Annotated in this window: 12 protein-coding genes, 1 tRNA gene and 1 pseudogene; 8 read left to right on the forward strand and 6 right to left on the reverse strand. The window is 70.7% G+C overall.

What is annotated here, in order from left to right; genetic code table 11:
• On the forward strand, positions 1–417 hold a 417-nt coding region (locus ABTU92_RS11395), incomplete at its 5' end, for a methyl-accepting chemotaxis protein (protein WP_408090637.1).
• A gap of 211 nt (positions 418–628) precedes the next feature.
• Entirely contained in the window at positions 629–2,002 is a 1,374-nt protein-coding gene (locus tag ABTU92_RS11400) for an SLC13 family permease (RefSeq protein WP_408090639.1), read from the forward strand.
• 21 nt (positions 2,003–2,023) lie between these two features.
• On the opposite strand, the pseudogene ABTU92_RS11405 reads toward ABTU92_RS11400, so the two are convergent.
• The 3 genes and pseudogenes from ABTU92_RS11405 to ABTU92_RS11415 all read right to left on the reverse strand — a co-directional run.
• Positions 2,024–3,805: pseudogene (locus tag ABTU92_RS11405) on the reverse strand (methyl-accepting chemotaxis protein); the annotation flags it as partial.
• A gap of 516 nt (positions 3,806–4,321) precedes the next feature.
• The gene (locus ABTU92_RS11410) at positions 4,322–4,585 is read right to left on the reverse strand and encodes a hypothetical protein (RefSeq protein ID WP_111360227.1); all 264 of its coding nucleotides are present in this window, start codon (positions 4,583–4,585) and stop codon (positions 4,322–4,324) included.
• 206 nt (positions 4,586–4,791) lie between these two features.
• Positions 4,792–4,867, reverse strand: a tRNA-Ala gene (locus tag ABTU92_RS11415).
• 344 nt (positions 4,868–5,211) lie between these two features.
• Here ABTU92_RS11415 and ABTU92_RS11420 point away from each other — a divergent pair.
• The 4 genes from ABTU92_RS11420 (at position 5,212) to leuB (ending at position 8,106) form a co-directional block, all read left to right on the forward strand.
• Positions 5,212–5,502 (forward strand): YggT family protein, encoded by a 291-nt coding sequence (locus tag ABTU92_RS11420; RefSeq protein WP_408090641.1) that lies wholly within the window; start codon positions 5,212–5,214, stop codon positions 5,500–5,502.
• Positions 5,499–5,840 (forward strand): DUF167 family protein, encoded by a 342-nt coding sequence (locus ABTU92_RS11425; protein ID WP_408090643.1) that lies wholly within the window; start codon positions 5,499–5,501, stop codon positions 5,838–5,840. The genes ABTU92_RS11420 and ABTU92_RS11425 overlap by 4 nt, the downstream gene beginning before the upstream one ends.
• A complete protein-coding gene (gene folD / locus ABTU92_RS11430) occupies positions 5,837–6,721 on the forward strand; it encodes a bifunctional methylenetetrahydrofolate dehydrogenase/methenyltetrahydrofolate cyclohydrolase FolD (RefSeq protein ID WP_408090645.1) in 885 nt (294 codons plus the stop codon). The genes ABTU92_RS11425 and folD overlap by 4 nt, the downstream gene beginning before the upstream one ends.
• A gap of 269 nt (positions 6,722–6,990) precedes the next feature.
• On the forward strand, positions 6,991–8,106 hold the full coding sequence (gene leuB / locus ABTU92_RS11435; RefSeq protein ID WP_408090647.1) for a 3-isopropylmalate dehydrogenase: 1,116 nt from the start codon (positions 6,991–6,993) through the stop codon (positions 8,104–8,106).
• Between the two features lie 212 nt (positions 8,107–8,318).
• Here leuB and ABTU92_RS11440 read toward each other — a convergent pair whose 3' ends face one another.
• Positions 8,319–8,660: a hypothetical protein gene (locus ABTU92_RS11440; RefSeq protein WP_408090649.1), complete on the reverse strand. Its 342-nt coding sequence runs from the start codon at positions 8,658–8,660 to the stop codon at positions 8,319–8,321.
• Positions 8,661–8,967: 307 nt separating this feature from the next.
• Between ABTU92_RS11440 and ABTU92_RS11445 the strand changes: the two genes are divergently transcribed.
• Together ABTU92_RS11445 and ABTU92_RS11450 are read left to right on the forward strand one after the other, a co-directional pair.
• Positions 8,968–10,002 (forward strand): aspartate-semialdehyde dehydrogenase, encoded by a 1,035-nt coding sequence (locus ABTU92_RS11445; protein WP_408090651.1) that lies wholly within the window; start codon positions 8,968–8,970, stop codon positions 10,000–10,002.
• A gap of 233 nt (positions 10,003–10,235) precedes the next feature.
• Complete coding sequence (locus ABTU92_RS11450; RefSeq protein WP_408090653.1) at positions 10,236–10,883, forward strand: DsbA family protein; 648 nt, start codon at positions 10,236–10,238, stop codon at positions 10,881–10,883.
• Positions 10,884–11,116: 233 nt separating this feature from the next.
• Here the strand turns inward: ABTU92_RS11450 and ABTU92_RS11455 are convergent, their stop codons facing one another.
• Both ABTU92_RS11455 and ABTU92_RS11460 read right to left on the reverse strand, forming a co-directional pair.
• Positions 11,117–11,425 carry a hypothetical protein gene (locus tag ABTU92_RS11455; protein WP_408090655.1) on the reverse strand — a complete coding sequence of 103 codons (309 nt, stop codon included), beginning with the start codon at positions 11,423–11,425 and terminating at the stop codon, positions 11,117–11,119.
• A gap of 34 nt (positions 11,426–11,459) precedes the next feature.
• Entirely contained in the window at positions 11,460–12,341 is an 882-nt protein-coding gene (locus ABTU92_RS11460) for a prephenate dehydratase (RefSeq protein WP_408090657.1), read from the reverse strand.
• Positions 12,342–12,364: the final 23 nt, after the last annotated feature.

Genomic DNA, 12,364 nt, shown 5'->3' on the forward strand with positions numbered 1-12,364 from the left:
GCCGGCAAGGGCTTCGCGGTCGTCGCCAACGAGGTGAAGGCGCTGGCCGGGCAGACCGCCAAGGCCACCGGCGAGATCTCGTCGCAGATCTCCGCCATGCAGGCGGCGACGCAGGATTCGGTCGCCGCCATCAAGGAGATCTCCGGCACCATCGGCCAGATCGCCGAGGTCGCCTCCGCCATCGCGGCCGCCGTCGAGGAGCAGGGTGCGGCAACGGCGGAGATTTCGCGCAACGTCCAGCAGGCCGCCTCGGGAACCAGCCGGGTCGCCCAGAACATCGTCGAGGTGAGCCGCGGCGCCGAGGAGACCGGCGCGGCCTCCGGCGAGGTCCTCAACGCCGCCGGCCAGCTCGCGATCGAGAGCAATCAGCTCCGCAGCGAGGTGACGAAGTTCCTCGACACGGTCCGGGCCGCCTGAGCCTGCCCGTCCCGGAAAGCCCGGACCCGGCACGCCGGGTCCGTCCGCGGCGTCGGAGGCGCCGATCGCCTCCCGCTTGCCTCCCTGGCCTGCGACATGCATGGGTTCCGGCCCGTCCGGAGTTCTCCCCCGTGCCTGCCTGGTCCGCTCAGCCGCCCCGCCTGCCCGGCGACGCCCCGATCGCATCCACCCTGTGCGACGCGGTGCGCCGATGACCGCGACGTGGACGCCCCGCGTCATCGCGGCCGCCGTGATCGCGCTGACGATCGCCGCGGCCGTTCAGCACGCCACCGGTGGCCACAGCATCTGGCTCGCCTTCTTCGCCGTGCTGGCGACCGTGCTGATGTGGGCGACCCGGGTGGTGCCGGAGTATTTCGCCGCCTTCGTGTTCTTCGTCGTCTGCGTCGTCGGCCTGGTCGCCCCCGCCCCGGTGGTGCTGTCGGGCTTCACCGGGCCGGCCGCCTGGCTGGTCTTCTCGGGATCGGTGATCGGCGCCTCGCTCGGCCACACCGGCCTCGCCGACCGGCTCGGCGCCAAGCTCGCCGCGGTCGCCAACGGCTCCTTCCCGGCCGTGATCACGCGGGTCGCCGTGTTCGGCACCGCGCTCGCCTTCCTGATGCCGTCCGGCATGGGCCGCATCTTCCTGCTGGCGCCGCTGCTCGCCGCCTTCGCCCAGCGCGCCGGCCTGCCGAAAGGCTCGCGCGGCCGCGCCGGCGTGATGCTGGCCGGGCTCTACGGCACGTTCTTTCCGGCGATGGGCATCCTGCCCGCCAACGTGCCGAACAACGTGCTGGCCGGCCTCCTGGAGACCACCGGGCTCGGCGTCCCGACCTTCTCGGAATATCTGCTGCTGCATTTTCCGGTGGTCGGGCTCGCCAAGCTGATGCTGCTGATCGGCGTGCTCGTCGTCATGTTCCGCGACGTCGGGCCGGTGCCGGCCCCGGAGGCCGACCCGCCGCCGCCGCTGACGACGGGCGAGAAGCGCCTCACCGCCCTGCTGGTCGCCACCATCGGCCTGTGGCTCACCGACAGCCTGCACGGCATCTCGGCCACCTGGGTCGGCATGGCGGCCGCCCTGGTGTGCCTGTGGCCGGGCACCGGGCTGCTGCCGCCGAACCCGATGAAGAGCGTCGCGTTCGAGCCGATCATCTACGTCGCCGGCGTGGTCGGGCTCGGCGCCGTGGTCGGCCATACCGGGCTCGGCGCGACGCTCGGCGAGGTGCTGACCGTGGTGGTGGCGCCGCTCGCCGGCAGCGCGATCGCGAGCTATGTCGGGCTCGCCGCGGTGGCGGCGTCGCTCGGGCCGCTGGTCACGGCGGTCGGCGTGCCGGCGATCCTCACCCCGATCGCACCCGTGCTCGCCGCCGCGACCGGCCTGCCGGTCGCCACCGTGACGATGAGCCAGGTGCTCGGCTTTTCGACCATCTTCCTGCCCTACCAGGCGCCGCCGCTCGCCGTCGCGGTGCAGATCGGCGCGCTGCCGGTGCGCGAGGCGGTCCGCGCCTGCCTGATCCTGGCGGCGCTGACCATCCTGCTCTTGTGGCCGCTCGACGTGCTGTGGTGGATGCTGCTCGGGCGGCTGTAAGGGACTGGCGGCCGGTCGGCCTCACGCCACCTTGGCGAGGAAGTCGTCGACCGAGGCCTGCAGGTTCTGGGCGGCGCCGGCGAGCGCGCCGGTCGCGCCCAGGACCTCGCCGGCGGAGCGGCTCGCCTCGCCGATCGCGCCCGTGACGGTGGCGATGTTGCCGGCGAGGCTGGTGGCGCCGCTCGCCGCCTGGGTGACGTTGCGCGAGATCTCGTTGGTGGCGGCGCCCTGCTCCTCGATGGTGGCGGCGATCGCGCCGGTGAAGCGGGCGATCTCGTCCATGGTCGCGGTGATGCGGCCGATCGCCTCCACGGCCTCGCCGGTCGAGGCCTGGATGCCGGCGACCTGCGCGGCGATGTCCTCGGTCGCCTTGCCGGTCTGGCTCGCCAGCGTCTTCACCTCGGCGGCGACCACGGCGAAGCCCTTGCCGGACTCGCCGGCGCGCGCCGCCTCGATGGTGGCGTTGAGGGCCAGGAGGTTGGTCTGCTCGGCGATCGCCTTGATCAGGCCGACCACGTCGCCGATGCGATGCGCCGCCTGGGCGAGCGTGGCGACCTGGTCGTTGGAGCGGGCGGCGAGCGCCGTCGCCTCGCCGACCACCTTGTTCGCCTGGTGGACCTGACGACCGATCTCGGCCACCGAGGAGCCGAGCTCGTCGGCCGCCGAGGCGACGCTCGAGACGTTGGCGGCCGCCTGATCGGAAGCCTGGGCGGCATCGCCGGCCTGGCGGGACGCGGAGGCCGCCACGGTGTCGAGCGACGCCGCCGTGCCCTCCAGCCGCTTCACGCTCGATCCGACCGCGGCGAGCACGTCGCGCACCTGCGAGCGGAAGCCCGCGATCAGGCCGTCGACATGGGCCTGGCGGGCAGCCTGGTCGGCGCGGGCGCGGTCGTCGGTGGCCTTCCGCTCGATCGCGGCGACCCGGAACACCTCGATCGAGCGCGCCATGGTGCCGAACTCGTCGGTCCGATCGACGTTCGGCACCGTGACGTCGTAGCGGCCCTCGCGCATCTCCCCCATCGCGCTCGCCAGCCCACCGATCAGATCCCGGATGGTGCGCAGGACGACGCGGCTCATCACCACGACCGCCAGGATGGCGCCGACGGTGAGGACGAAATAGAGGACGATGTTCCACCATGCGTTCGACAGCCGGCGGTCCGCCTCGGCGACGCTGCCGTCGAGGCTCGCCGAGATCAGCTTGGTCATCGTCGGAAGCAGCACCTGGTTGACCGTGCCCCAGGCCTGGATGTCGGCGTCCGAGCCTTTCTGACCGGCGTTCTTCAGCGCCAGTGACTGCAGCTCGGCGTAACGGCTGCCGTGGGCGCGCTGGAACTCGCGATACTGCGCGACGACGTCGGGCAGCGCGTAGTCCTCCAGAAGGCGACCGTAGCTGCCCTGATGCGCCACCGCCTCGGTCAACATGAGGAAGGCCGGCCCGGGCAGACCGCCCTCGCGCAGCGCGCGCTCGCCGTTGTTGCGCGACACCAGGCTCGCGCTGTTGTACTTGAGCAGCGCGAACAGGCCGAGGATGCGGCGCGACAGCCCGTCCTCGGCGGTCACCACGGCGGTGCGGCCGATCAGCTCGATGCCGATGCCGGCGAGCGGGGCGCGGAAGGCCGGGATGTCGGAGATCGCGGCCGATTTCGCGTCCATGCGGGCCCGATGCGACGGTTGCGCGCCGAGGCGCCGATCGATCGCCGCGAGCTGGCCGCGGATGACGTCGTCCTGCGGGGCCACCTGGGCGACCGTGTCCTGCAGCGCCTTGTAGGCCTGGTCGGTGGACCGGCGTTGCGCGTCGAGCGCCGCCTTGTCGCTCTTTCCGAGCAGCCATTCGCGCTCGGCCTGCCCCTCCGCCGGGAACGCGAAGGCGACGTAGCGCGTCACCGACACGGCGAGCTGCAGCATGCGGTCCGCCTCGGAGAGCGCGGCATATTTCAGCCACTGCTCGTAGGTGAGGCGACCTGCGAACAGCGTCAGCACCAGAACCGGCACGATGCTGACGATCATGAGGAGCTTGGCGAACGGAATGCGGCGCACGGTGGGGACCCTCGCGGACGGCGTTCCGAGAGCCTTACCGGGAACTGGTAAATGGAGCCCTGCATCCGAACCGAATCGAGGGCGCATCTCGCCCACGATGCGGGACATCCATCGAGGCAGCCGACGCGCCCGCCCCGCGGCTGCGCGAACCAGGACCACGCCTCGTCTCGGGCTGCACCGACGCGGTCACCGGCGCGGAGCTCGGCGCTCCGCGCGGTCCCGCATGCGCCCCGAGGGGCGCCGCGCCTCGTTGTCGCCGAACGGTTCGTTCGGCGAAGCGGCTCACTCGGCCTGAATCAGCGTGGCGACGCAGTCGACCGGGTCGTAGATCGACACCTGCAGCACCGGATAGTTCTTCTTGATCACGCGGCCGGCCTGCTCGGCCGCCTCGACGGTCGGGAACGACCGCTTGGTCTGACGGTCGACCTGGAGCAGGTAGCGACCGGTCTCGGGCTGGCGGCGCTGCGTCCGCGGCTCGGCGGCGGCCACGGCCGCCTCGGGAGCCACGAGCTTCGTGAGGGTCTTGCCCCCGGCGCGAGTCGCCATGTGTGGTATTCCTTCCAACAGTCCAAATGGTTGAGGGATCGGAGGTCGGATGCGGCGGCGGCCGGCCGATGGGTCGGCGGCGCAGCGACGCATCATCACGGACGAACACGATCACCGACGAACAATGGCCGTCCGGATACACGCCATGCACGTTCCGCGCCGAATGGGCCGGATCGAGATCGCGCGTCGGATCGGACCGGATGGGATGGTGGAGCCGAGGGGATTTGAACCCCTGACCTCCGCAGTGCGATTGCGGCGCTCTCCCAACTGAGCTACGGCCCCGCCGCTCGCGGCCGCAAGGGCGGCGAGCCATCAGGTGGCGCCATTTACGGGTCCGGTCCGGACGGTGTCAAGGATTGTCGGGCGATCGTGACAATTGTCCGCCCGGCGTGGCCCGGATGCCTCGCCGGTTCGGCACCGATCGTCCCCGCGGCGTCGCCCCGGCTCGGTCGCGCCGCCCGAATCAGCGCGGCGACGGCGCCTTCGGGCGAGCCGTTTACCAGCGGCGAAACAGCGCCATCCTTGGCCCTTGCCGGTGTCGGACCGGAACGGTACACGTCGCTCGGCCCGGGACGACGCGTCCGCGCGCCGCACGCGCATTGCGATCACCCGACGAGACCCGCGAGATGATTGAATTCCTTGGTTTCATCAGCACGCTGCTGACGCTCTATGTCTACATCCTGATCGCATCGGCGGTGCTGAGCTGGCTGATCGCCTTCAACGTGGTCAACACGCGCAACCAGGCCGTCTCGGTCATCGGCGAGTTCCTGTACCGAATCACCGAGCCGGTGCTCCGCCCGATCCGGCGCGTGATGCCGGACCTCGGCGGCATCGACATCTCGCCCGTCATCGTGATCCTGGTGATCTTCTTCATCCAGTCGGTGATCCTGCCGAATCTCGCCAAGGCCTTGATGTGACGGCTGCGGCCGATTCGGCGGAGCATCCCTGGATCGCGGCACCCGACGGCCTGGTCGTGACGGTGCGGCTGACCCCGCGCGGCGAGCGCGACGGCTTCGACGGGATCGAGCGGCTCGCCGACGGCCGTGCCGTGCTGAAGGCCCGGGTGCGCGCCGCCCCGACCGAGGGCGAGGCCAACGCCGCCCTCACCGGCCTGTTCGCCAAGTCGCTGAAGGTACCGACCCGCGCCGTCGCGCTGGTCGCCGGCGACACCGCCCGCATCAAGCGCATCAAGCTCACGGGCGACGCCGCGACCCTCGCGGCCGCGCTCGCCCGCCTGTCCGGAGTCTCCTCATGACCGCTCGCCTCATCGATGGAAAGACCGCCGCAGAGGCGGTCCGTGCCGGCGTCGCCGCCGAGGTGGCGCGCCTCTCGGCCGCGCACGGGCTCATCCCCGGCCTCGCCGTGGTGCTGGTCGGCGACGACCCGGCGAGCGCCGCCTACGTGCGCAGCAAGGGCAAGCAGACGGTCGCGGCCGGCATGCGCTCGTTCGAGCACCGGCTGCCGGCGACCGCCACCCAGGACGAGGTGCTCGCGGTCGTCGCGAAGCTCAACGCCGATCCCACCGTGCACGGCATCCTGGTCCAGCTCCCGGTGCCGAAGCAGATCGACCCGCATGCCGTGATCCTCGCCATCGACCCGATGAAGGACGTCGACGGCCTGCATCCGCTCAGCGCCGGCCTCCTGGCGAGCGGCCTGCCCGGCCTGGTGCCGTGCACGCCGCTCGGCTGCCTCTACATGGCCAAGACCGTGCACGCGTCGCTGGCCGGGCTGGAGGCCGTGGTGGTCGGCCGCTCGAACCTGGTCGGCAAGCCCGTCGCCCAATTGTTGTTGCGCGAGAACGCGACCGTGACGATCGCCCATTCGCAGACCCGCGATCTGCCTTCGGTGTGCCGCCGCGCCGACCTCCTGGTCGCCGCCGTCGGCAAGCCGGGCTTCATCCGGGGCGACTGGATCAAGCCGGGCGCCACCGTGATCGACGTCGGCATCAACCGGGTGCCGACCCAGGACGGCAAGGGCCGCCTCGTCGGCGACGTCGCCTTCGACGAGGCGTTGCAGGTCGCCGGCGCCGTCACGCCGGTGCCGGGCGGCGTCGGGCTGATGACGGTGGCGTTCCTGCTGGTCAACACGGTGCGGGCCGCCTGCGCGGCCGCCGGCCTGCCGGCGCCGACGATCTAGCGTCTGCTCCGCAGCCCTGGGCCGATGCCAAACACTCCGCTCATTCCCGCGAAAGCGGCAATCCAGGGGCGGCAGACCGTTTAGCCCCTGGGTCCCCGCCTTCGCGGGGACGAGCGGCGGCGAGCGGCACGGCCGCCTTGCCATTCGGCGAACAGCGAATTAGCACTCCGCCGTCACACATGACGGCCGCCACGCGCGGCCCGCGTCACACCAGCAACGGCCGCCACAGGCGGGCCGTCCCGCACATCAGACCCCCCACAAGGCGAATCATGGCGACCTACAAGCTTCTCCTGCTTCCCGGCGACGGCATCGGCATCGAGGTGATGGCCGAGGTGAAGCGGCTGATCGCGTGGATGAACCAGAACGGGCTCGGCACCTTCGAGACCGAGGAGGGGCTGGTCGGCGGCGCCGCCTACGACGACGCCGGCGTGGCGATCACGGACGCCACCATGGCGCTGGCGATGGCGGCCGACGCCGTGATCTTCGGCGCGGTCGGCGGGCCCAAGTGGGCGAGCGTGCCTTACGAGGCGCGGCCCGAGGCCGGCCTGCTGCGGCTGCGCAAGGATCTCGGCCTCTACGCCAATCTGCGCCCGGCGATCTGCTACCCGGCGCTCGCCGACGCCTCCTCGCTCAAGCGCGAGGTGGTCGACGGGCTCGACATCATGATCGTGCGCGAGCTCACCGGCGGCGTCTATTTCGGCGAGCCGAAGACCATCGTCGACCTCGGCAACGGCCAGAAGCGCGCCATCGACACCCAGGTCTACGACACCTTCGAGATCGAGCGCATCGGCCGTGTCGCCTTCGAGCTGGCGCGTAAGCGCCGCAACAAGGTCGCCTCGATGGAGAAGCGCAACGTCATGAAGTCGGGCGTGCTGTGGAACGAGGTGATGACCGCGCTCCACGCCCGCGAGTTCAAGGACGTCGAGCTCGAGCACGTGCTGGCCGACGCCGGCGGCATGCAGCTGGTGCGCTGGCCCAAGCAGTTCGACGTCATCGTCACCGACAACCTGTTCGGCGACATGCTGTCCGACGTCGCCGCGATGCTGACCGGCTCGCTCGGCATGCTGCCGTCCGCCTCGCTCGGCGACGTCGACCCGGCCACCGGCACCCGCAAGTCGATGTACGAGCCCGTCCACGGCTCCGCCCCCGACATCCAGGGCAAGGGCATCGCCAACCCGATCGCCATGCTGGCGTCGTTCGCGATGGCGCTGCGCTACTCGTTCGGGCTGGGCAAGGAGGCCGACATGGTCGAGCAGGCGATCGCCGCGACGCTCGACAAGGGCCTGCGCACCGCCGACATCGCGTCGGAGGGCTGCAAGGTCGTCGGCACGCGCGAAATGGGCGAGGCGGTGATCGCCGAGGTGGCCCGCATCGCCGGGAAGTGAGGCGGCGCCCCTCCCCTTCCCTCTCCCCTCGCGGGAGAGGGTGCCCTCGCGGAACGCGAGGGCGGGTGAGGGGGGCGAGCCGCGCGCTCGGAGTAGGTTTTTGCGAGTTGGCGGTGAATACCGACTTCAGGGCGAGGGGAGAGCCCCCTCACCCGTCTCGCCGCTCCGCGGCGAGCCACCCTCTCCCGCGAGGAGAGAGGAAAAAACCGGCCTCAGTACCGCGAGTAGCCAGGGATATCGAACTGGCCCGGCAGCGGCGCGCGCGACCACGAGCCCGGGAAGGCGTTGTTGTCCATCCAGTGCGGGAACACCGAGTAGGACGGCGACAACGCATAGTCCCTGTAATGCTGGCTGTTGGGCAGCGGCTCGCGGCCCGGATCCAGGAACGAACGCTTGCGCACCGTGACCCGCGATGCCGGCCGGCCGTTGTAGTCGGCGACGATGTCGTAGGAGCGCGCCTGACGGCGGGTCTGAGCCTCGGCCGCCGGCGCGGAGAACAGCACGGCCACGAGCCCGGCAGCGGCCGCGCAGGCGACGAAGGTCATCGGGCGCATCGGAACCTCTCGAGCGTTGTCGAACGCGAACGTCAGTCTTACCGTCGATTCCCGTAGCACGACAAGGCAACGACCGCGTTAACGGGCTGGTTCCGCGGCGTTTCCCGCCGACCTGTGGCGGCCCTGCTGCAGTTCGGGGCGAGGCCTCGAAAAATGCGGGTGATTTCGGCCCTGGCGGGCCGGCCGCGGGGGCCGGATCCGAGGCCGGCATGGCAGCGCCCCGGCCCCATGTGTTGAACAGCCGCGCAGTCTCGCCTAGAACCCGGTCGCTTCGGCCCTCGAACGGGCCGAGATTCGGAGACGAGCCATGGGTTACAAGGTCGCGGTGGTCGGCGCCACGGGCAATGTGGGCCGCGCCATGCTGGAGATCCTCGCCGAGCGGCAGTTCCCCGCCGACGAGGTGGTCGCAATCGCGTCCCGGCGCAGCCAGGGCGTCGAGGTCTCCTACGGCGACACGACCCTCAAAGTGAAAGCCCTGGAGCATTACGACTTCTCCGACGTCGACATCTGCCTGATGTCGGCCGGCGGCTCGGTGTCGAAGGAGTGGTCGCCCAAGATCGGCGCCCAGGGCTGCGTCGTGATCGACAACTCGTCGGCCTGGCGCTACGACGCGGACGTGCCGCTGATCGTGCCGGAGGTGAACGCCGACGCGGTCGAGGGCTTCCGCAAGAAGAACATCATCGCCAACCCGAACTGCTCGACCGCGCAGCTCGTCGTCGCGCTCAAGCCGCTGCACGACCGCGCGACCATCAAGCGCGTCGTCGTCTCGACCTATCAATCGGTATCGGGCGCCGGCAAGGAGGCGATGGACGAGCTGTTCGCGCAGACCAAATCGGTCTTCACGCTCGACGAGATGCAGGTGAAGAAGTTCCCCAAGCGCATCGCCTTCAACCTGATCCCCCAGATCGACGTGTTCATGGAGGACGGGTACACGAAGGAAGAGTGGAAGATGATGGCCGAGACCAAGAAGATTCTCGACCCGAAGATCAAGCTCACCGCCACCTGCGTGCGCGTGCCGGTCTTCGTCGCCCACTCCGAGGCCGTGAACATCGAGTTCGAGCAGCCGATCACGCCCGACGAGGCGCGGCAGATCCTGTCGACCGCGCCGGGCTGCCTGGTGATCGACAAGCGCGAGCCCGGCGGCTACGTGACGCCCTACGAGGCGGCCGGCGAGGACGCCACCTACATCAGCCGCATCCGCGAGGACGCGACGGTGGAGAACGGCCTCGTGCTGTGGTGCGTCTCCGACAATCTGCGCAAGGGCGCCGCCCTCAACGCCGTGCAGATCGCCGAATGCATGCTCAAGCGCAACCTTCTCCAGCCGAAGAAGAAGGCCGCCTGACCCGACACGCCGCCCGCGCGGCGCGACGACACGAAGCCCGGCCGAGGGCGTTCCTCGCGCCGGGCTTCGCTTTTTGCCGGACGCGCCCGCGTCCGGAGCGGCCGAAGCGCCGCCGACCGTGCCCAAGAACACTGCCCTGCACAAAGACGGCCCTCGCAAGACGGCCCCCGGAAACGCCCTTTCGGACACGAGAACGATCAAGGCGGTGCGTGCACCGCCCCGAAGGAGCCCCCGTGACGAGACCCCCGCGTGCGTTCACCTATCTGTTCGACCCGCTGTGCGGCTGGTGCTACGGCGCCGCCCCGGCCCTGCACCGGCTCGCGGCGATGCCGGACATCGCCATCACGCTGCTGCCGACCGGCCTGTTCGCCGACGGCGCCAGCCGGCCGATGACCGACGCCTTCGCCGACTACGCCTGGTCCAACGACAAGCGCATCGAGACGCTCACCGGCCAGCCGTTCACCGACGCCTATCGCGACACCGTGCTGGGCGACCGCATGCGGCGCTTCGATTCCGGCCCGGCGACGCTGGCGCTCGCCGCCGTGGCGTCGACCGAGCCGCGCCGCGAGCTGGGCGCCCTGTCGACTCTGCAGGCGGCCCGCTATGTCGACGGCCGCGACATCACGGCGCCGGCCGTGCTGGCCGCCATCCTGGCCGACCACGGCTTCGCCGCCGCCAGCGCCCTCGTCGCGGCGCCGACCGACGCGCTGAAGGCCTTCAACGCGGACCGAATTCTTCGCGCCCGCGCGCTGATGCAGGCGGTGGGCGCGCAGGGTGTGCCGACCCTGGTGCGGCAGACGCCCGAAGGGCCGCAGCGGCTCGACTCGGGCCTGCTGTTCGCCGGCCCGGAGCGAATCGCCGAGGTGCTGGCGGCGGGGTGACGGCGGCGGCGCGCCGGCTCTCGGCCTCGTGTCCCGGGCGCGGCGCATCGCGCCGCGAACCGGGACCCAGGGACGATCAAGCGCGGCGCTTACCGTGACGCCATTCGTGTCGTCCGTCGTGCGGCCCCTGGGCCCCGGCTCTGCGGCGCATCAGGCCTGCGGCCTGACGCGCCTTGTCCGGGGCACGCAGCGTCCGGGCACGCAGCATCCGCGGCTCGCGTTTCGAGAAACGCTCATCCCTCCTCGGTGAGGTCCTCCCAGACCTCGAGCTGGACGGCGCCACCGAGAACCTGGCGCCAGGCCTGGAGGAAGCTCTGGATGCGCAGGTCGCTCGCGATGCGCTGGCGGCTCATCTCCAGCGCCTCGGGGGTGTCGTAGACGATCTCCTGGATGAACTGGGCGGGGTCGTCGACGTTGCGCAGGAGGCGCATCGAGGTGCCGCCGAGCAGCCCGTAGAACGGCGCGGTCGCCTGCACGACTGAGCGCACATAGGCCGGATCGGCCGAGGGCAACGTCACCTTGAGAAGGAGAACTCTCCGCACGCTCCCGCCGGCCGTAGCCATCCCCGCCCCCCGCTCAGGTGGTCGCGAGCTCCTGCTGCGACCGCTTGGCGAAGGTAGCGCGGATCGGGTGCGCCGGATAGACGCCGAGGATCTTCAGCGTCTTCGGCTGCGAGAAGAAGGCGAGCTCCTCCAGCGCGAGCTTGAGACCGCGCTCCTCCGGATGGCCCTCGACGTCGGCGTAGAACTGGGTCGCGGCGAAATTGCCCTCGAGCATGTAGCTCTCGAGCTTGGTCATGTTGATGCCGTTGGTGGCGAAGCCGCCGAGCGCCTTGTAGAGCGCGGCCGGGATGTTGCGCACCTGGAACACGAAGGTGGTGATCACCGGCCCGTTGTTCGGCTCGGCGACGGCCGGCTCCTTCGACAGCACGATGAAGCGCGTCGTCGAATGCGACTCGTCCTCGACGTTCTCGGCCAGGATGTCGAGCCCGTAGATCTCGGCGGCGAGGCGCGACGCGATGGCGGCGCGGGTCTTGTCGCCGGCCTCGGCGACGATGCGGGCGGCGCCCGCCGTGTCGGCCTGGACCTTGGTGGTGGCGCCGAGCTTGCGCAGGAAGCGGCGGCACTGGCCGAGCGCCATGATGTGGCTCTCGACCGTCTTCAGACCTTCGAGGGTCGCCCCTTTGGGCGCCATCAGCTGGTTGCGGATCGGCAGGAACCACTCGGCGACGATGCGCAGCCGCGAGGTCGGCATCAGGTGATGGATGTCGGCGACCCGACCGGCGACCGAGTTCTCGATCGGGATCATGCCGAGCGTCGCCTTGCCGGACGAGACCGCCGTGAAGGCGTCCTCGAAGGTCGGGCACGGCACCGGCGTGTGGTCGGGATAGGCCTCGCGGCAGGCGATGTCCGAGTTGGCGCCCGGCTCGCCCTGAAAGACGATCTTCTTCTGGTCCATGATGGCCTCGGGTAAAGCCCCGG

The organism is Rhodoplanes sp. SY1 (genome assembly GCF_046000175.1).
In the GTDB taxonomy this organism is placed as follows: Bacteria; Pseudomonadota; Alphaproteobacteria; order Rhizobiales; family Xanthobacteraceae; genus Rhodoplanes.

Excerpts from the sequence above, each read along its gene's own strand:
- leuB (WP_408090647.1), top strand. The coding sequence starts at position 6,991 with ATGGCGACCTACAAGCTTCTCCTGCTTCCCGGCGACGGCATCGGCATC.
- ABTU92_RS11460 (WP_408090657.1), bottom strand. The coding sequence starts at position 12,341 with ATGGACCAGAAGAAGATCGTCTTTCAGGGCGAGCCGGGCGCCAACTCG.
- ABTU92_RS11410 (WP_111360227.1), bottom strand. The coding sequence starts at position 4,585 with ATGGCGACTCGCGCCGGGGGCAAGACCCTCACGAAGCTCGTGGCTCCC.
- ABTU92_RS11445 (WP_408090651.1), top strand. The coding sequence starts at position 8,968 with ATGGGTTACAAGGTCGCGGTGGTCGGCGCCACGGGCAATGTGGGCCGC.
- ABTU92_RS11400 (WP_408090639.1), top strand. The coding sequence starts at position 629 with ATGACCGCGACGTGGACGCCCCGCGTCATCGCGGCCGCCGTGATCGCG.
- folD (WP_408090645.1), top strand. The coding sequence starts at position 5,837 with ATGACCGCTCGCCTCATCGATGGAAAGACCGCCGCAGAGGCGGTCCGT.
- ABTU92_RS11420 (WP_408090641.1), top strand. The coding sequence starts at position 5,212 with ATGATTGAATTCCTTGGTTTCATCAGCACGCTGCTGACGCTCTATGTC.
- ABTU92_RS11440 (WP_408090649.1), bottom strand. The coding sequence starts at position 8,660 with ATGCGCCCGATGACCTTCGTCGCCTGCGCGGCCGCTGCCGGGCTCGTG.